General features: G+C 59.5%; 15 protein-coding genes. 11 read left to right on the top strand and 4 right to left on the bottom strand.

Features of this window, described 5'->3' with window-relative positions:
• From P3T43_RS32470 to P3T43_RS32460, 3 genes are all read left to right on the top strand, one after another.
• A partial coding sequence (locus P3T43_RS32470; RefSeq protein ID WP_429285095.1) for an AAA family ATPase occupies positions 1–1,108 on the top strand: 1,108 nt, incomplete at its 5' end.
• A gap of 1,458 nt (positions 1,109–2,566) precedes the next feature.
• A complete protein-coding gene (locus P3T43_RS32465; RefSeq protein WP_429285094.1) occupies positions 2,567–3,736 on the top strand; it encodes a hypothetical protein in 1,170 nt (389 codons plus the stop codon).
• Positions 3,737–3,886: 150 nt separating this feature from the next.
• On the top strand, positions 3,887–5,764 hold the full coding sequence (locus P3T43_RS32460) for a hypothetical protein (protein ID WP_429285093.1): 1,878 nt from the start codon (positions 3,887–3,889) through the stop codon (positions 5,762–5,764).
• A 1,473-nt stretch (positions 5,765–7,237) separates the two neighbouring features.
• Here the strand turns inward: P3T43_RS32460 and P3T43_RS32455 are convergent.
• From P3T43_RS32455 to P3T43_RS32445, 3 genes are all read right to left on the bottom strand, one after another.
• A complete protein-coding gene (locus P3T43_RS32455) occupies positions 7,238–7,516 on the bottom strand; it encodes a hypothetical protein (protein WP_429285092.1) in 279 nt (92 codons plus the stop codon).
• A 68-nt stretch (positions 7,517–7,584) separates the two neighbouring features.
• Positions 7,585–8,031 (bottom strand): Ohr family peroxiredoxin, encoded by a 447-nt coding sequence (locus P3T43_RS32450; protein WP_429285091.1) that lies wholly within the window; start codon positions 8,029–8,031, stop codon positions 7,585–7,587.
• A 491-nt stretch (positions 8,032–8,522) separates the two neighbouring features.
• Entirely contained in the window at positions 8,523–9,335 is an 813-nt protein-coding gene (locus P3T43_RS32445) for a mechanosensitive ion channel family protein (RefSeq protein WP_429285090.1), read from the bottom strand.
• Between the two features lie 328 nt (positions 9,336–9,663).
• Between P3T43_RS32445 and P3T43_RS32440 the strand changes: the two genes are divergently transcribed.
• From P3T43_RS32440 to P3T43_RS32430, 3 genes are read left to right on the top strand one after another with little or no spacing between them, the layout of a single operon-like run.
• Positions 9,664–10,008: a DUF190 domain-containing protein gene (locus tag P3T43_RS32440; RefSeq protein WP_429285089.1), complete on the top strand. Its 345-nt coding sequence runs from the start codon at positions 9,664–9,666 to the stop codon at positions 10,006–10,008.
• Positions 10,005–10,397 (top strand): hypothetical protein, encoded by a 393-nt coding sequence (locus P3T43_RS32435; protein ID WP_429285088.1) that lies wholly within the window; start codon positions 10,005–10,007, stop codon positions 10,395–10,397. Before P3T43_RS32440 ends, P3T43_RS32435 begins: the two co-directional genes overlap by 4 nt.
• A 41-nt stretch (positions 10,398–10,438) precedes the next feature.
• Entirely contained in the window at positions 10,439–10,828 is a 390-nt protein-coding gene (locus tag P3T43_RS32430) for a DUF190 domain-containing protein (protein ID WP_429285087.1), read from the top strand.
• Between the two features lie 20 nt (positions 10,829–10,848).
• On the opposite strand, the gene P3T43_RS32425 is transcribed toward P3T43_RS32430, so the two are convergent.
• Positions 10,849–12,510 carry a hypothetical protein gene (locus P3T43_RS32425; protein ID WP_429285086.1) on the bottom strand — a complete coding sequence of 554 codons (1,662 nt, stop codon included), beginning with the start codon at positions 12,508–12,510 and terminating at the stop codon, positions 10,849–10,851.
• On the opposite strand from P3T43_RS32425, the gene P3T43_RS32420 reads away from it, so the two are divergent.
• From P3T43_RS32420 to P3T43_RS32400, 5 genes are all read left to right on the top strand, one after another.
• A complete protein-coding gene (locus P3T43_RS32420) occupies positions 12,509–13,189 on the top strand; it encodes a hypothetical protein (protein WP_429285085.1) in 681 nt (226 codons plus the stop codon). The two genes, P3T43_RS32425 and P3T43_RS32420, sit on opposite strands and share 2 nt — an antisense overlap.
• Before the next feature lie 337 nt (positions 13,190–13,526).
• Positions 13,527–14,102 carry a TetR/AcrR family transcriptional regulator gene (locus P3T43_RS32415; RefSeq protein WP_429285084.1) on the top strand — a complete coding sequence of 192 codons (576 nt, stop codon included), beginning with the start codon at positions 13,527–13,529 and terminating at the stop codon, positions 14,100–14,102.
• Positions 14,103–14,161: 59 nt separating this feature from the next.
• A complete protein-coding gene (locus P3T43_RS32410; protein ID WP_429285083.1) occupies positions 14,162–15,028 on the top strand; it encodes an oxidoreductase in 867 nt (288 codons plus the stop codon).
• 459 nt (positions 15,029–15,487) lie between these two features.
• A complete protein-coding gene (locus P3T43_RS32405) occupies positions 15,488–16,999 on the top strand; it encodes a sensor domain-containing diguanylate cyclase (protein ID WP_429285098.1) in 1,512 nt (503 codons plus the stop codon).
• A 436-nt stretch (positions 17,000–17,435) separates the two neighbouring features.
• Positions 17,436–18,986, top strand: coding sequence for a methyl-accepting chemotaxis protein (locus P3T43_RS32400; RefSeq protein ID WP_429285082.1), 1,551 nt, complete (start codon positions 17,436–17,438; stop codon positions 18,984–18,986).
• Positions 18,987–19,126 lie beyond the last annotated feature (140 nt).

The raw sequence follows: 19,126 nt of genomic DNA, 5'->3' as shown, positions 1-19,126 counted from the left end.
CATGAAACGTCCCAGAGTCGCCGGGCTGAACAGCAATCGCGTCGCACGGCTGTCCGACGCCGCCATCCAATGTCGGATTTCGACCGCCATTCACAAGCGGGACCGGCCTTTGAAATACAAGAACGAGAATCGCACCTATGTGCTCGCTTATGGTTCGAGCCGACTCCTCGCGACGCCGAAGCACCGACCCAAACCCGGATTTGTACAGGCGAAAATTGACAACCTGTTTGACCCGTTTTTACCGGTCGGTGATGCTGAGGCGTGGCTTGCTTCAGTGTCTGACGAAGTGTTCGACGATGCGGCAATGACTCTGCGAAGTCTGATGCCTGTTGGCGATGACGTGAGACTGTTGCGCCCAGAAGGACAAGATACCCGTGTTTTGGCGAGCGTCGGTGGGAGCGATTTCCGCACGTTTGCGCAATTGAGTGACGGCTACCAGTCCCTTCTCGGGATTGCGGCCGACATCATGGAGATGATGCATCGCGCAGGCTATCAGTCGATGCAGTCGGCGCAAGGCATCGTGTTGATAGACGAGCTTGGAAACCATTTTCATCCGGCGTGGCGCATGCAGATTGTGACGGCGCTCCGTTCCGCCTTTCCGAGCGTCCAGTTCATTTTCAGCACGCATGAGCCTCTTTGCCTGCGTGGACTCGAACAGAATGAAGTGGCTGCGCTTCGCCGGGACGTCCATAGCCGCGTATATGCACTCGTTGACTTGCCTGACGTGAGCCAGCTTCGGGTCGACCAGCTACTGGCGTCGGAGCATTTCGGGTTGGAGAGTACGGTCGACCCCGACCTGGATGTGGCGATGCGCCGGTACCAGGCCCTCGTGGTCAAACCGTTTCGCACTGAGGACGAGGGACGGGAGCTTGAGCGGCTTCGTTCGGAGCTGACAGGTTCGGCGCTGCTCGGACTGAATCGTCGCGAGCGAATGCTGCTGGAACTGCTTGCCTTTGACGAGGCGAACTTCCCTGCGCCGGAAATACCGTCGGTCAGCGCTGACGTGCTGTCGCAGAATTCCGTCAATCGCATCAAGGAAATCATGACCATCGTGTCGGGTCCTCGTGATACGCCACGCGGCGACGCTGACTCCCAGCGGCGCAATTGACTCCCCTGGCCAACTAGATACCCAATGATTAAAGTCAGTAGAACTTCTGTGCTGACCCCCGGACATCTGGCGGGAGAGGAGAGTCCTGGGTACACCGAAACTCAAGCGAATCTGACCGCTATTGCGGAAGGGCGAAAGCCCAAATTTGCTGCCTACAAGCATGACTCCGTCAAGTCCGCACTGAATGCGCTGTTTGGACGAAAGTGCGCCTACTGCGAGTCGCTGACTCCGGCCAGTGTTGGCCCGCTGCACACATCCACCCGACGCGACTATGACCTACTATCTGCCCAAGTCTTCCCCAAACCGACGGCTAGTGCAGAACTCGGTATCGTTTTACAAGTCGTCGAATCGCAAGGTAGTCTGTCTTGCACTTTCTACTCCACGGCGTAGTAGCGGACTTAGGTTGTGGGCTCTTCAGTCTATATTTCCGCACTAGACTTACGCTCTTTCGAATCAGACCCGGCATCACTGCGTTCGACGAACTATCGCAAAAGTCGGTCGCATTGCGACGTATTGCTTCTGTGGATGAGGCTCTCCGAGTCGTGGGGCGCGACCAGGATGGACGGTTCAGCGGCATGCGTCGGCACGGACCGTAGACTCCCGCAGAAGCAGACCGGGCCTGTTTGCTCAACAACAATATGCCCAAACCCCGGACCCATTTCGTTGCCGCCTGATGAATTTTCCGTCAATAACGAGTCCGCCTCCGATGCCAGAGGAGGGACGACATACGGGAAGCAATCCGAACCGCGTCCTGCGCCCTAGGTCCTCTCGGCAAGCGCGGCCCGTTCGGCGTCGTTTTGGACGGTGACCTGGAGCTCAAGTCGCGCCTTAAGGACCTGTGCGTCAGGCGCGTTTCGCCAAACCCGCGTCCGGCCCGCCGCCCATGGCGCGATGGCGCCGGACAAGCTCTCAACCGGGGGGCATTAGCGATGGACCGCGATTTTTGGGGACTTCCGTGCCAGCCGCGCCATGCAAAATGATTGTCACTACCGTTTACGCTGTGGCCCTATCGTGATGCTCTAGGCTATGTGCGGAGCCGCACATTTGCCCGCTCACGGATTTGGATTCAACCTATAGTCGCACTAAATTGTATGAAAGAAGCCTCGTTATTACGGCTCGCTAGCTCATTACTTCTTAAGTTAAGAAGACACTGAGCCGACGAGCTCCCTACCTATTCCAAGGACGCAGCCAGTGTCGATTATCTCTTCGAGTCTGACTGCGGCTTTGATAGTCTAAGTTTATATGTAATCCTAACAATAAGAATGAAAGGAATCGGGGTAGGAGGTTGGTACTATGCCGTTGTACTTTGCATATTGCACGGGGATAAATGGCTCCGTGGAACCTGATTCGAATCACGAAAGTCAAGCGACCGCTGTGACCGTCGAGCCCATCGGTTACGCCCGTCTCCCGAATGCCGCTCTTGTCTTTCGGAGGTCCAGTGCCCAACGTGAACAACCAGTGCCCGACATTGCGGATGCACCCGGACAATCAGTGTGGGGCGTTCTTCTATGGCTGTCCGACGACGCAATGGCGCGTCTTGGTGAAACGTGGGGGAAGTCACGCGTCCGGGCAGAACGGTCAGTTATTGTTCAATCGGCCCGCCTGCCAAACCCCGAGGAGTCGTGTGTTCCTGCACTCGCGTCCGGCGTGAACGCGGACGTTGTTTGCTTTCTCGCAAAAGACCAAGGCGCGCCACTCGCGCGTCCAGACGAAACAGCGCTTCGCGATTTACTAACGGCAGCCTTGCAGTTTCAATTTCCACTGTCGTACGTGCGGTCCATCGCTTCGGTCGGCCAACAGGGCATATTGTCCGTGGACGATATTCGTGTTGGCGCGATAGATATCTCGGAAAAGAAAATTGATGAGGTTTATTATAAATCGCCGTCCTCATTTGCGGTTTACCGAGCAGGAACTCGCGTACTAATTCAGTACGCCGACGATGCGGCAATTGCCGGCACTCAAAGAGCGAACGTTGCGGAGCTCAATCTTGTTCGAAGCAGGATATCAGCGACTCTTGATTCGTGGAGCCGAGCAATGTGGGAAAGAAAGAAAAGACTAACAACTAACTACCAAAATGATGTCGCAGCTGCTCTAAATCAGTGCCTCGAAGGTGATGCAGACAATGCGCTCAAGTCCTTGAACGAAATTTTAGGCGATATGGCGAAGGAGCGGTCGTCAATGGCGCGATTTAACTATCTATGGCTAACTTTGCTCGTAACCGTTATCTACGTGCTCGTCTTGTTGCTTCTGAAAGTTCTGTTTACTCGGTTGCCCCCAACGCTAGACATCGCCGGGAGCCCGCTATTACTAGCTGCGGGTGCGGGCTCGATTGGCGCATTCTTTTCCATCGCGATTGGGATGCGGCAACGGACCGTTTTGACAGACCTGTCTCTGCTGGACATTCTCGGCGACATATCACTTCGCGTAACAATAGGCGTGATTTCAGCCGGCATACTTCTTTTGTGTTTACGGACGGGCCTGGTACCTGCGATAAAACTCGACGTCGTTTCTTCGGGAGTAGGGTCTCCATCGTTAGATGCGGTAATGCTGTTGGGAATCGTAGCTGGTTTCTTTGAACGATTGGTGCCGGACTTGCTTAGTAAGACGGTTAAGGCAGCAGTTGCTTAGGCCCACGTCCAAGTTGGCCGACCTTTTCTCGAAGTAAAGGAGCTACTCGCTTGCCACTGAAGCGTTGTTATGGTGCGCGTCAGTGACCGCCGAGATGTGGTCGAGGTACCTCCCGAAACCTGACCAGAGAACTCACCATTGGAGATTGCCGTGGCTGATGTGAACACTCCTGCGGAGCAGACACAAGCTTTGCCTCAAAACTGGCCCGTCGCACAAGGACGCCCAGAAGACTATTTTCCGACGCCCAGCGACGAAGCCGGCATATTTGAGCTCGGTCTTGTGCTCGGCGGCACGGTTTCGGCCGGCACCTTCACGGCGGGCGTACTGGACTTCCTGTTCGAGGCGCTTGACGCATGGGATGAGGCGCGCCTGCTGGAGGAGGCGGATAAGCCTTACGACGATGATGACAATCGACCTGTTCCCAAGCACCACGTGCGCATTCGCATCATGACAGGGGCATCTGGAGGCGGCATCAATGCTCTGCTGATGGCGCGCGCTCTGCACTACCGATTCCCTCATGTAACAATGGGTTCTGCGGCAGCGATGTCGACACCCTCGCCCAATCCGTTCTATGAGGTCTGGGTCAATGACATCGACATCACTGGTTTGCTGGACGTGAGCGACCTCGACACGAATCAGCAGATTGTGTCCCTGCTCAATGGAAATATCCTCCAGAGCATTGCCGACGGCGCCTTGCAGTACCCATCTGAGGCTCAAAATGCAGCTGGGAACATAGTCGATTCAGCTTCCAGAAGCTGGATTTATAACCCACTTACTATCGTCGTCACCCACACCAACCTGGCCGGTATTCCGTATGCGCAGGTATTCTCGGGTGTGGGGGTCACCGATGAATATTTCACGAACCACGCGGACTATGCCCGGGTATATGCGGGCTATTCGGCTCCCCCCGGAGCCGCTCCGCTGACTATCAAGTACCTTCCGGACGCAGTGTTTCTGAATGTGCCGGCAACGTTCACGTTGGCCCCCGCCCGTGTTATCGAAGGTCCGACAGTCATTCAGTGGGAAGCTGTTGCCCAGAACGCGCTTGGCACCTCAGCGTTTCCAATCGGTTTGCCGGCACGCGTCATCCAGCGCGGGGCAGCAACCTACGCATACCGGTTCGTATGGAACAACCAGACGGGCAAGTATGACTGGATTGTCCCGAAGTGGGAAAAGATTGCGCCGGACGCCACCGCGTTGCAGCAGTATGCATTTACCTCCCTTGACGGCGGTTGCACGGACAATGAACCTATCATGCTGGCTTCCCAAACCCTGGAGGGGCTGGAGACACAACAGCATGTAAAGTCCGCTGACACGAGTGGAGCATCTGCCCATCGCGCAATTGTGCTCGTGGACCCGCTCTGTGACCCTCCACCTCAGGCTGCACCAAGTGCGGTGCTCGCGTTACAGGCGCTTCTCGGACCCACAATACATATGCTGGTCGGTGCCAACCGTTTTGCTACTGCCGACATGGCTGATTTCCTGAGTCCGAACGTGTACACGCGGTTTCTTATTGCCCCCAAGCGCATAACGGGGATGAACACCATCGCTGGTGGCCAGGCACTGTGCAGCGAGGGCCTCGGGGCGTTTCTGGGTTTCATGAGCAGGAGCTTCAGGGACCATGATTTCATGCTCGGCCGTAGGAACTGCCAGGCGTTTCTGACGGGAACCTTTACCCTATCGCAAAGCAACAAGGGTGTCTTCATCGGCCCCTTTCCACAATTGCCAGGCGGCTATCAAGGACCCACGCCTCGCCCGGGGGAGTGTCCTATCATCCCGCTCTATGGCAGTGCGAAAACCGTGCAACCGCAACCGCCTTGGCCTGTAGGGAAATTCAATCCTGATTCGCTAAACGATGCCCTGATAAGCCGAATTGCCCTCATGCTGGAGCGGTTAGGTGGTTTCCTGGACATGAGCTGGATTGATTCGGAACTCATCACCCCGTTGGCCCGGCATATTGTCGCTCCGAATATGGCAAGGAAAATCATCTCTGTCATCAACAATGAATTGAAACGCAAGCAACTCTGAACCACAAGGTGCTGGCAGTGAAGGACGAAGTGCGAACGTCTCGCGAATGCTGAGTTTTTCAGTGTCAAGGTGCCCTATCGAAGGAGTTCTTATCAGCGGTATTGCTGGAGAGCGTGTCGATGCCCTCCAGTTGCTGACCCTGAGGTTCCGCCAGTTCGCTTTGGTACTTTTGTTGCGGGCGAGTTGATGCGCCGACGCTGTCTCGATTCTTATATTGCTCGCTTTCGGAACGAGGGCTTGCGAGTACCTCCGTCGGCCCCTCTTTGGGGGGGGGCGCCGCACGTATCTCGGGTAGTTTCCCCACAGCCGCCAGCAATCCCGCAACCTCATTAGCCGGCGTAGGTGGTTACGCCCCCTCCTCATCGGCAGGATATGCGTCCTCTGGCACCTAGTCCCGGGCGCATTCACAGCCAACGCCTTCGCCCGACAATTAGCGGAGGCGGCACACCAGCTGGTCAATAGAATCGAAGCAGCATGTGATAGAGCCGAGGTATCAGACCGCGTCCTCGCAACAGGCTCAAGGATACGGTAAGAACCAAGCGTCAAGTCGATTTAAAGAGGAACAGGATTCGACCGGTTGGCATGGTCGGATACAGATGGCTCGCACTGGTCGTAGGTCGCTTCCGGGTCAGCAACTGAATATTGAACGAGACGATTTGACCACCTGGCTTGAGTCGTCCCCATGGCAAAGATGCCTCAAAGTGTCCACCTCCGACAATGCGGGAAGCCGGCGATGGAAGCTTGCAATCGAGTGGGACGACATCCTCTCCGGCGAGCGGTACATACCGGCTCCAACTGGACCCGTGTCGGAAAAGTCCGGCCGCGCACAGTGCTTCAGACTCGCGGCTGCCGGGCAAAGGCGTAGCTGAGAAGGTCGAGCCCGTGACGTCGCACCATTGCTGTATGAAAGATGCGACCTCGACTAGCCACGTTGCTCGTATTCCGAAGTTCAACATTGAGCCATTCACTACGGGCGTCGATGGCACTGTGAAAAATCCGGAGCCGTGGATATTCCGCATCACGGCGGCGGCCGCTGTTCCCGAGACCTCGGCGACCCAACTGAGCGCAAGATGGCCGACGTACTGTCGTCAGAACGCGTGGGTCGCTGAGGTCTCGGGAACTGCGGCTGGCGAACGAGGAAGGGATGAACTAGAGTGGAGTGCAGATGAGTAGTGCGTCGAATTGCCCGTTCCCTTTACGTCGCTGCGCGGTGGCCACGATGGACGTCTTCGAGTTTCGGTGGTCTGAGTTCGAACCCGGAATCCCAGTGCCCGGCAGCGGGGGGCAGGGGAGGGGGCACGCGAAAATGCCCCCGGAAGGATTGGGTTTTTTTTCCTTGAAAAAATCAGAAAATACGGAAGGCCTCCTCCCACCGGAACTTGCGTTGCGTCAGCTGCGCGGGCTTTTGTTTGCTGATGGCACCAACCTACGGACCCAGCCCGCACGCCGGCCGGCGACCACCCAACACCTCGTCTAATGATGCGCAAACAAACCATCACCCGACGTCTTGACAACACGCCCCCCCGCCTCAGTCCCTTCAGCAACAACCCCACCATACCCCCCTTGCACACCCACCGCATTTGCACGCTCACCAGCAACAGTCTGCACATTCTGACCACGCTGCGACGCCGGCGCACCAACTGAAGGTCGATACGAAGGCGCCGGTCCATATCCGCTAGCGAATGCGGGAGCGGCAGCGGATGCCGAAAATGCAACGATCAATGCAGAAATAAAACCAACCTTGGTCTTCATAAAAAATATTCCCAAAAAATATCCAGCAAGTGGCACGTGCCTCCGCAAGAAGCACGCGCCAAACAAAATCAATCCGTCACGACGTTAAGCCCAATCTCGATGTTCCCGAGCACCGCCTTTGAATACGGGCAGATCTGATGAGCCGAGTGCGCGATCGCCTCCACAACTTCCTTATCCAAACCGGGCACGCGAATGTTGAACTGGGCGCCGAGGAACCACGCAGCACCGGTCTGTCCGATGTCCACCTGGATATCCACGGAGTAGTCATCCGGCAGCGCGACCTTCTTCAACTGGGCCGCGATCCCGAATGCCGTGATGTAACAGGCCGACCATGCTCCCGCGAACAGTTGCTCGGCTCTCGGATGCGGCTCGGTGGCGATGAAGTCGACGTTGTCGCCGGCGGACGTCGACAGCCTGAGGTCCACGACACCGTGTTCGCCACGCTGGACTGCGGGGTCGCGGTTGACCGTCGTGTGGGTGTTGCCGGAGAAGAGAACTTTTTCGATCTTGGTCATGATGAATTCCTTGATGGATAGGAGTGTTGTTTCGATTTGTATCGCATGCGATGTAATCGAATGCGTCGAATAATGCAGGGAGATCAAACGAATGTCAAGCGCGAAAGATTTGATCGCATGCGATTTATTGATAGGAGGGATGAACACGCATGACCTGCGCCGCTTCGAATAGAACTTACGGAAGCAGCGCGGCCTCACGCGGCGCTATATCAGCGCTGCAGAAATTGGGCAGACAAATGGGGTAGACCACTTGGCGAGAGCACGGTGGCGAGCTATGGACAACCGACCGACGGGCTAAAGCGGAGCCAACCTGGCGCAGACGCACGGGCAGGTTGGCATCCCCGTATCAACGGTCAACATTGGTACACAGAAAAATAAGCGTGCTACGAAAAACAAGCATTTATAAGCTTGACAGATATTTTCGCAAGGTTACATAAAAAGAACCTCATCCACACAAACCACCCGCGTAAAGCGCCAAAATCAACCCGCTTTCACCCCGCCGCCACCGGACAGCCCGCCTCAGTCAACGCCGCCTTCGCATGACTGCGCAAATCATCACTCGCAAGCGGCGCGTCCGGGCTGCGCACCCACGCCGCAATCCTCAGTTTCGCGCCGCCGGATTTCGGATAGCTGGCCACCGTGACCACTGGTGCCAAGGTCGTGCCACTCAACACGCGCGGCTCGTCCGCCACCAGTTTCTTCAACTCGCCAATCGCCGCGTCCACGTCCTTGCGTTGCGCGAGTTCGACATCCACTTCAATACGCTGCGTGCCGCCGCTGCTGTAGTTGATCACTGGATTGCTCCAGATCAGGCTATTTGGCACGAACACTGCATTGCCGTCGCTGCGTTCGATGCGCGTGGTAAAGAGTCCCACCTCCCGCACGATACCCGCAGCGGCGCCGCTGCCTTCGATCACGTCGCCGGTGCGAAACGGCCGCAGCATCAGCAGCATGATGCCCGCCGCGATGTTCTGCAGCGTGCCCTGCAGTGCCAATCCGATTGCGAGGCCGGCTGCGCCCAGCACCGCCAGCACGCTAGCGGTGGCGATGCCCACCTCGCTCAGCGCGGCGATAAATGCCACCACACGCACCGCCCACGTGCCCATTGCCTTGAGCATCGGGGCAAGCGTGGGATCGGCATGGGTATGTGCAAACGCCTTCGCGAACAGCGTGCCGATGCGATTCGAAAGCCACCAGCCCACCGCGAGGATCAGGGCTGCGACAACCATGTGGAGGACGTCATAAACCACCGTCACCATCAATGAAGGCTGGAAATGCAGGAGTCGTGTCAGGAAGTCGTCCATGGATCGCTCTCGTTATTCTTACGTAGATATATTCCCTGACGTGCTTTGAATGAATATGTTCCCGCCGGTCAAAATACAACGTGAATGAGGGCACCACCATTCGCTTCCCGATGTCGCCGAGTGCTTAAAACAGGGCTTTTTTATGGTCAGGACTACCGGACGGTAAGCGTTGCACGTCAGGTTGACCGGCGCGCGGCAAACGGTCAGGCTTGCCGAATCTCGCTCATGGCGTCGAACAATTTCCTATCCTTAGTTAAGGATCTACGTGCGGGTGTTTCATCGCGCGGCACGACTGTTGCTCCCGCGTAGGTTTTAGCGCGGAGGTCTCGTGAAAGGCAGTCAGCTGACCGTGTTTGCGGACAATCCCAGCCATCGCAAGGCACACAAGACGGTCGTGGAATGGCTTCTGGATCAGGCGACGCTGGCCGGCATCGGGGGCGCGACGGTGATCGAAGTCAGCGAGAGCATCGACGTGCAAGGTAAGTACCACGCCGCGCGTTTTTTCGAACTGGTCGACCAACCGGTCGTGGTGATGGTGGTGTCGGATGAGTCGCGTATCGACACGCTGCTCGGTCAGTTGCGGCGCGGGGGAGTGCGACTGTTCTACACGCGCTGTCCCGTCGAATACGACTTGCTTGGAATGGACGATTCGGCTTCAGGAGAACAATCATGAAGGACGTCCCACGGCTTTTGCATGATCAGGGTTTGTTCGACGTGGCGTTTGCCCAGGTGCGGGACATCGACACGTCTGTCCATAAAGGGGCGATGTTTGGGTGCCCGGCGGCCTTCGTCGGCGCGCATATGGCGTTCTGCGTCTACGGCAGCGGCATTGGCATCAATCTCCCCGCCGAGCGCGCGGCCGCGCTGGTTCACGCGGGCCGCGCCTTCGCATTTCAGCCCTATGGACGCGCGCCGATGCCCGAATGGGTCGAAATTCGCATCACGCGCGACCGCATCGGCGAAATTGCAGGTGTCCTTATCGAAGCCATCGAGCACGCGCGCAGAGACGTCAGAGCGGCGCCGAGCCACGCACGCCGTACGCGGTCGATGCACGCCAGCTAGCCCAGCCAGACGGCGCGTTGACACGAGGTAGGGAGGCCGCAATGAACGGCTATCAACTGACGTTCTATACGGAGAAAAACCGCAGACACGGGCATCGCACGGTGTGCGAGTGGCTACTGCAGCAGATTCGCGAACTGAACATCTGCGGCGCAACCGTGATCAATTGCGCGGAAGGTATCGGTCATGCCGGCGCGCATCACGCGGCGCACGTGCTCAAGCTCACCGACCAGCCGCTGCAGATCATCCTCGCCGTCACCGAAGAGGAGTCTCAGAGGCTGCTCGATATCGTGCGCGCCGAAGGCGTGCATGTTTTCTATGTGCGGGTGCCGGTCGAGTTCGGCCTCATCGTGGGCGACGCGCCGGACAACTCGTCCGGGCACGCGACGCTACTTTCCCGCGCATCGCGCCAGCTACCAGATCCGCACGGCTGACGCGACGGCGCGGATCACGCTCAGTTCCCCACGTACCCGGTCGGCGTGGTCACGTTCGCCTTGGCGACGGTCGCGTTGTTCGACACGACATACACCGGCGCTTCGGTCAGATTGAGGGAGAGCGTGCCGTTGCTGTAGTTCTTCGTCAACGGGTTGCCCATCATGTCGATGACCTTCACGGTGCCGCTCGTGCCCGGCGCATCCACGGCGAGGCTATAAGGCACGCTATACGTCGAGCTGAACCCCGCGCTGGCACTCCACACGTTATTGTTGTGCGTCCACAGCGCCGTGATCACTGAGCCGTTACCGAGTTGCTGGAACGAGTAGGCATAAACCCCCGAAGGCGTGCCGTTAACCGGACCCAGCGTATTGGTGCCATCCAGAACGTGCGTGAGCGCGCTCACTGCCATCGCGGCCGGCTTGGGGCTGATGTTGGTGGCGCCGAAGGCGCCTTGCGCATCGGCCAGATCGAAGAACGTCCCGTAGCCGATTTCGCCCGGATAATCCGCGCCGTAAAACACGTAGTCCTGATCGACGCCTTCGCCCAGCATGATGATGTGGGTCCGCGCCACGACCGCCGCTTGCGCGAACAGCACGTTGGAGGTCGGGTAGTTCGGACCATACGAGCTGCCCAGGTCATAGCTGATGCCCACTTCGGTCTGGAACAGCTTCATGCCCGGCTTGTAGTCCGTCGCCATTTCCGAGCGTAGCGCGCGAAGCTCGTTCGGCAACGCGCTGGAAGCATTGGTCGGATCGTTGACGAGACGTTCAGGCGGATGCGAAGGCGAGGTGCCCGCATCGTAGTAACCGTGCGTCGAAATAGCGTCGACATAGCTGCCGAAGCCCAGCGACGCGATGCGCTGCAGGCGGGTGGTGGTGAGTTCCGGGAAAGCGTCGGTCGGTCCCATCACGACCGCATGCGGGTCGGTCGAGTGAATGCCTTGATACACCGACTGATACATCGCGACGAAATTGGCGTCGGTATCGTTCCAGAACTCGTTCGGCTCCCACGTCACCTGGTAGTAGTTATTCAACTGATTCGGGAAATACGTAGTGCGAATCGTATTGGATTCCGTGCCCACGCGACTCATGTAGTCCTGGTAGTACGAAAGACTGGTCGGCGGATTGGTATCTTCCTCGAACGCGCCGGTCGGGCTGGCCCACGCCGGAATCCCGTCGAGGCGAATCAGGCGCATGACCTGACCCGAGGTATAGAACGGGTCGAGGTTGTTCGCTGCCGGGTTGAAGGTGTTCGGGCCATTCGGCTCCATGGTCGACATCTCGCGGGCGTCGATCGTCGACGAAATGCCGAGGTCGGCCAGCACGGGACCGTTGTCGTTTTCGCCCTGCATACCGAAGCGATGCTCGTCCTGATGTGCATAGGTCACGGCCGGCACGGCGCTGGCGAGGTTCGGCAGCACGCCGAATGTCGCGATACCGGTGGGTCGGGTGCCCAGCGTCGGCAACTGGCCGCCATTCGCTGCCAGCGTCGCAGAGGCTGCAAAATAGCCGGCGAGCGTGGACGTGCAACTGAGCGTCGAGGTGACGGGACCGCTCGCGACCCGGAAGCTGCCGCTAGCCGCCACGTTACCGAGCTGATCGCTGACGGCCCAGTTCACCTTGTCCGCGGTGGGCGCATTGGTGACGAATGCGAGCTGGAAGGTGCTGCCCGAGGCGAACATGCGTGTCGAATCGGCGCTCGGCGTATCGGCGGAAATCAGCGGGCTGCCCGCGGCTGCACTCGAAGTGGCGGGGGACTTGCAGGACATGGCTTCGCCGGCGCTTGCGTTGGCGGCCAGCGTGGCACTGGTGCCACTGGAGCCGCTTGAGCCCTTGCCGTTGTCGGCGGTCGTGGCGCTGGACGCGCTGCCGGATCCGCCACCGCCGCCGCATCCGGCCAGGGCCAATAGCAGTGAAGAGAGCAATAACGATTGGAATTTCATCAATGAGGCGCAAAGTAAAAATACCGGTTCTGCGACGTCTTGCACCAGGTGCGCCGCGGTGAACTCGATATGGGGGTTGTCATCAGGCAGGTGCTGCCGAAGCCGCAGCCTCGAGCTGTCGCTGCCCGCAGATATCGCGGCAGTTCAGAGCGCATGTGCCGGACGCTGGGCGCGTGGTACGGATGCCTGGAAGGCATCGGTACTCAGGGTGGATCTCGCCGCGAGTGACGGCGGCGATCCAGTTGGCCCTGCCGGGAGCGTTGCGCGAATAGTCCGGTGCCGGGCCGCAAAAGAGGTGAGTCTCAACCTCGATGTACAGGCGGCCGCAGTCCTGAACTTACCGATTTGGGAAGCGGTTTGTATTTTGCGAAGTGAATCCTACCGGACGGATTTTCTTAGGTCTGCAGAAAAGACGTAACCAGCTGTAACGTCTGAACAATGAGGCTGTGACGGTGCAAAACATGCACCGGGTGCGTGAAACAGGGGTCAAACTCGATTCTGATCGTGCGCGCTACAAGCTCTTTTGAGGGGAATGTGGTGCGGCACTTTTTATGATGCATACCTAAATAATGAGTAGCAAACATAGCGGCCAATCACCGTATTTCGAATGTCTTTCAAATTGATCGTCAATTCGGTTACCACGAACCGCTTGCGAAAACGGTTCCGAGCACCGCGGAAAACTATTTCTTGAAGAAGCGTTGCGTCGCGTTTATGATTGAGCATTCACTCATTAATGCTTTCGATCGCAAACACGCATGGCTCGTCCGAAAAGCGAAGACAAACGTAACGCCATCCTTGCCGCGGCCACTGAGGTGATCGCCGAGCAGGGGCTCGGTGCGCCGACGGCACGAATCGCGAAGGTCGCCGGCGTGGCGGAAGGCACGCTCTTTACGTATTTCGAAAGCAAAGACGCTTTGCTGAACGAGTTGTATCTCGACATCAAATCGGACATGCGGGAAGTGATGATGGCGTCGTACCCAAAAGCCGCGAGCATTCAGGTCCGGGTGCGGTACGTATGGCAGAAGTACGTGGACTGGGGCGTCGCCTTCCCGCACAAGCGCCGGGCCGTCGCGCAACTGGCCGTTTCCGAGCGTCTGAGCGGCCCAACCCGGGCAGCAGGCATGCAGGCATTCGCCGACGTCAACGAGATGATGCAAACGAGTATCGCCAGCGGTGTGCTGCGCGATCATCCGCCGGCTTTTGTCGTTGCCATCATGGGGGCGTTGGCGGAGACCACGATGGAATTCATCGAACGCGAGCCTGCCCACGCGGAACGGTACCGTGATGCCGGGTTCGAGGCGTTCTGGAATGCAGTCGTCGCCAAACGGTGACGTTTTTTTATGCGGTTAATGAGTGATTACATGCTCATTTAAACTTGAGGGAGTGCATCATGGCAAAAGTCTGGCTGGTGACGGGTAGTGCGCGTGGACTAGGGCGCAAGATTGTCGAAGCGGCGCTGGCAGTCGGGGAGCAGGTCGTCGCGACGGCGCGCAATCCGCGTGATCTCGCGGATCTCGTCGAGCAATACGGCGAGCAGGTCCGCGCGGTCGCATTGGACGTCACGGATGCTGCCGCCGCGCAGGCCGCCGTGCAGGCGACGCTCGAAGCCTTCGGGCGGCTCGATGTGTTGGTCAACAACGCGGGCTTCGGCCATCTCGCGCCGTTCGAGCAGACCCGCGAGAACGATTTCCGCGCGCAGATCGATACCAACTTCTATGGCGTGGTGAACGTCACCCGTGCGGCGTTGCCCACCATGCGCAAACAACGCAGTGGCCACATCATCCAGATATCGTCAGTGGGTGGGCGCATCGGCATGCCGGGGTTCAGCGCCTATCAATCGGCCAAATGGGCGGTTGGGGGCTTCACGGAAGTGCTGAGCAAGGAAGTGGCGCCGTTCGGCATCAAGGTCACGGCGCTCGAACCGGGCAGCATGAAAACAGACTGGGCCAACGAAGCCGGTAGCGCACTGCCCGAACTGCTGGAGGATTACGCTCCGTCCGTCGGGGCCATTGTCACGCTGCTCGGCCAGTACGTGGGCAACGAAACCGGTGATCCGGCAAAGGTGGCGCAGGTCGTGCGAAAGCTCGCGTATCACGAGCAACCGCCGGAACATCTGCTGCTCGGCAGCGATGCGCTGCACTATTTCGGCGAAGCCGAGAAGGCCCGCCAAGCCAGTGCCGCCGCATGGCGTGAGGTCAGTCTCTCGACGGATTTTGCTTCGCCCGTCGTGCCGGTCGCGTCCAATACGTCCAATTAAAGACGACCACCCACCGCTCCTCGCTTGACTCATCCATCACCTGGTTGTAATCGCGATTCGTGCGTGTGAAAGCCGCTCGTCAGCATAACGTTTGCTGACGCGGCTTTTCTTACGGACACCTGAACGACTGCAGTCGTCAGGCATGCCTCGCCGCACGGCCCGCTCACGGGCGCGCTGCAACTATTCGTCAGCTTAATCGGTCAATACAGGTGTGGCTGCTGGCGCTCAAGCAAACCACGAATTTGGCCGATATACCCGACAGGGATCGAAAATCCCGGTTCGCAAAACGCTCTCGGCCGATATGGATCGCGCTTCCGGCGTCTGTTACGCTACCGCATCCAGAATCCCGCGTGCCGAGGCGTGCGCGCACTGACCGGCGCTGCGCCTTCTAACCTGGCCGCGATTGCAGTTCCCCATAACGCGCGTTGGCGAACGCGCATGCTCGACATACCCAGACACATGGTGACGCGCCGACCGAATGCCGTAATTGTGATCAGCCTCGTGCTCGCGGGCGCGATCCTCGCGATCGCCCTCTGGGTGCTGGCGCAAATGCGCGAGGACGCACTGCGGCGGGCCCAGGACTCGGCCGGCAATGTGGCGCTGCTGGTCGAGCGCGATGTCGCGCGCAATCTCGAGCTCTACGATCTGTCGCTACTCGCGGTTATCGCGGGTCTCAAACAGCCGGGCGTGATGGAGTTGCCGCCCACGATCCGTCAATTACTATTTTTCGACGGCGCCGCGAGTGCTCAGGATATGGGTTCGATGCTGGTGCTGGATGCATCAGGCAACGCGATCCTCGATTCCGTGTCGGCCACCCCACGGCACATCAACTCGTCGGATCGCGACTACTTTCAGGTTCATCGCAATTCACCCGACGTCGGGCTGTATGTCAGCCGGCCTTATATGTCGCGCAAGCCCAACGCCGGCATGAGCATCGCGCTGAGCCGGCGCATCTCGCACCCGGACGGCAGTTTCGCCGGCGTCGTGGTCGGCACGCTGCGGCTCACCTATTTCCAGCGGCTCTTTGCCGGCATGAACCTCGGCAATAGTGGTTCGATGGCGCTGATGCTGGCGGACGGCACGGTGCTGATGCGCCGTCCTTACGACCCGAAAATCATCGGCATCAATCTGACCGGCACGGCCAACTTCACGCGCTTCATGCTGCAGGACAACGGCGATTTCTTCGGTACCGCCGCAATCGACGGCGTGGAACGCTGGTACGCATTTCGCCATATCGGGCGCTTTCCGTTGCTGCTCGACGTCGCGATTTCGACGCGCGACATCTACGCCGGCTGGCGGCACCGGGCATGGGTTATCGGCAGCCTGATCGGTGCGCTCGACGTGGCGATCATCGCGCTAGCCTTGCTGTTTTCGCAGCAGCTCAGGCGCCGTCTCGTGGTGGAACAGGCGCTACGCGAGCTGGCGCGCACGGACGGGCTCACTGGGCTGAACAACCGCCGCAGGTTCGAGGAGCAGGCAGACCAGGCGTGGCTTCTGATGCAACGTAGCGGGCGGCCGTTGTCGATGCTGCTGATCGACGTCGACAACTTCAAGGGCTTCAACGATCTCTACGGTCACTCGGCCGGCGACGATGCGCTGGTGGCGGTGGCACGCTGCATCGACGACAACGTGCGGCGGCCCAGCGACGTGGCCGCGCGCTATGGCGGGGAGGAATTCGCCGTGCTGCTGCCCGACACGGACAGCAGCGGCGCGGCGCAGATCGCCGAGCAGATTCGCGCCGCCGTGCAGGCACTGGAGATGCGCCACGTGGCCAGCGCACATCACGTGCTGACCATCAGCATCGGCATTGCCAGTACGGCCAGCCATCGCTTCGCGACCTACCGCGCGTTCGTCAACGCTGCCGATACCGCGCTCTACGAGGCCAAGGATGCGGGCCGCAATAGCGTCCTTTGTTACCCGGTCGCGGTGCGCGAGGATAGTCCGGGGATGGTGACGCAGCCGGGCAGCTAAGCGTAGCTAAGGTTAGCAAGGCAGCCAACGGCAGCAGCGCGACCAGAAAGCACTGCAACGCGCAAGTCGCAGCAGCGAATCGCAGCAAACAGCGAATCAATCGGTCGCGCCATCGAAAAATTAACGGACGAAAAAAAACCGCTCACGCGGGGAGCGTGAGCGGAAAGTCGGAGAGTTACAACATCGCATGCGCAATTCATGGGGTCACGCAGCAAAGTCAGTTTAGCTAGCCAGCACGCCTGGATAAATCAGACAAATCCCAATCCCCACAAGGCTCAGCGCGACGCGATGAGCCCTGCAACATCCTGTGCCGTTTATTCCCATCATCAGCCCGTCAAGTCGCGGACCGAACAGCCGTAAATGGACTGGACGCGCGCTCGCGCGCACGGTCGACGCCGCATCGGCGCGACGGTCCGTCAATGGAGGGGATGGGGATATGAAGTGGTTCGAACGCATGACGGTGTTGCAAAGTCTGTTGTGGGCATTCGCGATCGTGATCGGTTTTTGCGCGGTACTAGGCGCCACCGGTCTGATGACGCTGGCGTCGATGCATGATCTGACCAACGAGATCAGCAGCCGCCACATGGACGGTCTGTACTGGATGGAAGAAGCGAACCGCAACAAGATCGATGCGGACCTCGCCGCGGCCAATCTCGGTTACGCGGAAGACGAGGCGGGCCGTCAGCGACTCGACGCCAACATCGTCGCCTCGCTCAAGAGCCTGCACGACGCCTATGATCGCTATCGCGCCACGCTATCCACCCGCCAGGGCGAGGCGTTGTTCGACGATGTGCTGCGTAGTTCGGCAGTGTGGGAAGACATCGTGCATCAGCAGATCGGCGGAGAGCCGATTCCAGCGGGCGTCGACAACAAGGAATTGGTGCGGCGCGCGATTGCCTCGAGCGAGGCGTTGCGCGACCGGATCGTGCAGGTGATCGACTATCGCCGGCAGCAGGCGAGCGACGCGCAAGCGCAGGCCGCAGCCAGCTACCGGCAGATGCGCATCGTGCTGGCGTCGCTCGTGCTGGGGGCGCTCGTGGCCGGCATGCTGCTCGCGTGGCTGATTGCGCGGCGACTCGCGCGGCAACTCGGCGGCGAACCAGGCTACGCCGCGCAGATCGCCAACCATATCGCGGCTGGCGACCTGAGCGTGCAGGTCGACACGCGCGCCGGGGATACCGGCAGTCTGCTGTTCGCCTTGCGCAATATGCGCGAACGGCTGGCGGGAATCGTCGCGGGAATCAGCACGTCGAGCGAGTCGATCCTGCTCGCCTCCGGTGAAATTGCCCAAGGCAATACCGATCTGTCGCAGCGTACGGAAGAGCAGGCGGCGTCGCTCGAAGAAACCGCCTCGAGCATGGAGCAGTTGACCGCGACCGTGCGGCAGAACGCCGACAACGCGCAGCAGGCGAGCGGCGTCGCGCATGGCGCGTCGGAGGTGGCGGTGCGCGGTAGCGCCCTCGTGGACGATGTGGCCGAGACCATGCGCGAACTGGCGGCCGGTTCGAGGCGCATGACCGACATCATTGCCGTGATTGAAGGCATCGCCTTCCAGACCAATATTCTGGCGCTCAACGCAGCCGTCGAAGCCGCTCGCGCTGGCGAACAAGGTCGCGGCTTCGCGGTGGTGGCGGGCGAGGTGCGCTCGCTCGCGCAGCGAAGCGCGTTGTCGGCCAGAGAGATCAAGGAACTGATCGAAAATTCGACGGCCCGGGTCGGCAGCGGCGCGGCGCTTGCCGAGCGAGCTGGACAGACGATGGCCGAAGTCACCCGGGCCGTGAAGCGCGTCACCGACATCATGGGTGAAATCTCTGCTGCATCGCACGAACAGAGCACGGGCATCGAACAAGTGAACCGCGCGATCGCGCAGATGGACGAGGTCACCCAGCAGAATGCTGCGCTGGTGGAGCAGGCCGCGGCTGCGGCGGCTTCAATGGCGGACCAGGCGCGCGAACTGAAGACGGCGGTCGCGGTGTTCGCCATCTAGGCGCTGCAGGGGCAAGCGGCCCGTGCTTGCCGCAGCGCTTCCATGACGCCGCTTGTCAGGGCCAGGCGCTCTCCGTACACTCGCGCGTAATTTAAACCAAGCGTCGAACAAGGCGTCGAGCAGAGTGCCGGCTTTCACCG

The organism is Paraburkholderia sp. GAS41 (assembly GCF_050436545.1).
Taxonomy (GTDB): Bacteria; Pseudomonadota; Gammaproteobacteria; order Burkholderiales; family Burkholderiaceae; genus Paraburkholderia.
This window is presented reverse-complemented; position numbering and strand designations above follow the sequence as displayed.

Coding starts and splice junctions, on each gene's coding strand:
- P3T43_RS32445 (WP_429285090.1), bottom strand. CDS start 9,335: ATGGACGACTTCCTGACACGACTCCTGCATTTCCAGCCTTCATTGATG.
- P3T43_RS32430 (WP_429285087.1), top strand. CDS start 10,439: ATGAACGGCTATCAACTGACGTTCTATACGGAGAAAAACCGCAGACAC.
- P3T43_RS32420 (WP_429285085.1), top strand. CDS start 12,509: ATGCGTGTCGAATCGGCGCTCGGCGTATCGGCGGAAATCAGCGGGCTG.
- P3T43_RS32425 (WP_429285086.1), bottom strand. CDS start 12,510: ATGTTCGCCTCGGGCAGCACCTTCCAGCTCGCATTCGTCACCAATGCG.
- P3T43_RS32435 (WP_429285088.1), top strand. CDS start 10,005: ATGAAGGACGTCCCACGGCTTTTGCATGATCAGGGTTTGTTCGACGTG.
- P3T43_RS32455 (WP_429285092.1), bottom strand. CDS start 7,516: ATGAAGACCAAGGTTGGTTTTATTTCTGCATTGATCGTTGCATTTTCG.
- P3T43_RS32450 (WP_429285091.1), bottom strand. CDS start 8,031: ATGACCAAGATCGAAAAAGTTCTCTTCTCCGGCAACACCCACACGACG.
- P3T43_RS32400 (WP_429285082.1), top strand. CDS start 17,436: ATGAAGTGGTTCGAACGCATGACGGTGTTGCAAAGTCTGTTGTGGGCA.
- P3T43_RS32410 (WP_429285083.1), top strand. CDS start 14,162: ATGGCAAAAGTCTGGCTGGTGACGGGTAGTGCGCGTGGACTAGGGCGC.
- P3T43_RS32405 (WP_429285098.1), top strand. CDS start 15,488: ATGGTGACGCGCCGACCGAATGCCGTAATTGTGATCAGCCTCGTGCTC.
- P3T43_RS32415 (WP_429285084.1), top strand. CDS start 13,527: ATGGCTCGTCCGAAAAGCGAAGACAAACGTAACGCCATCCTTGCCGCG.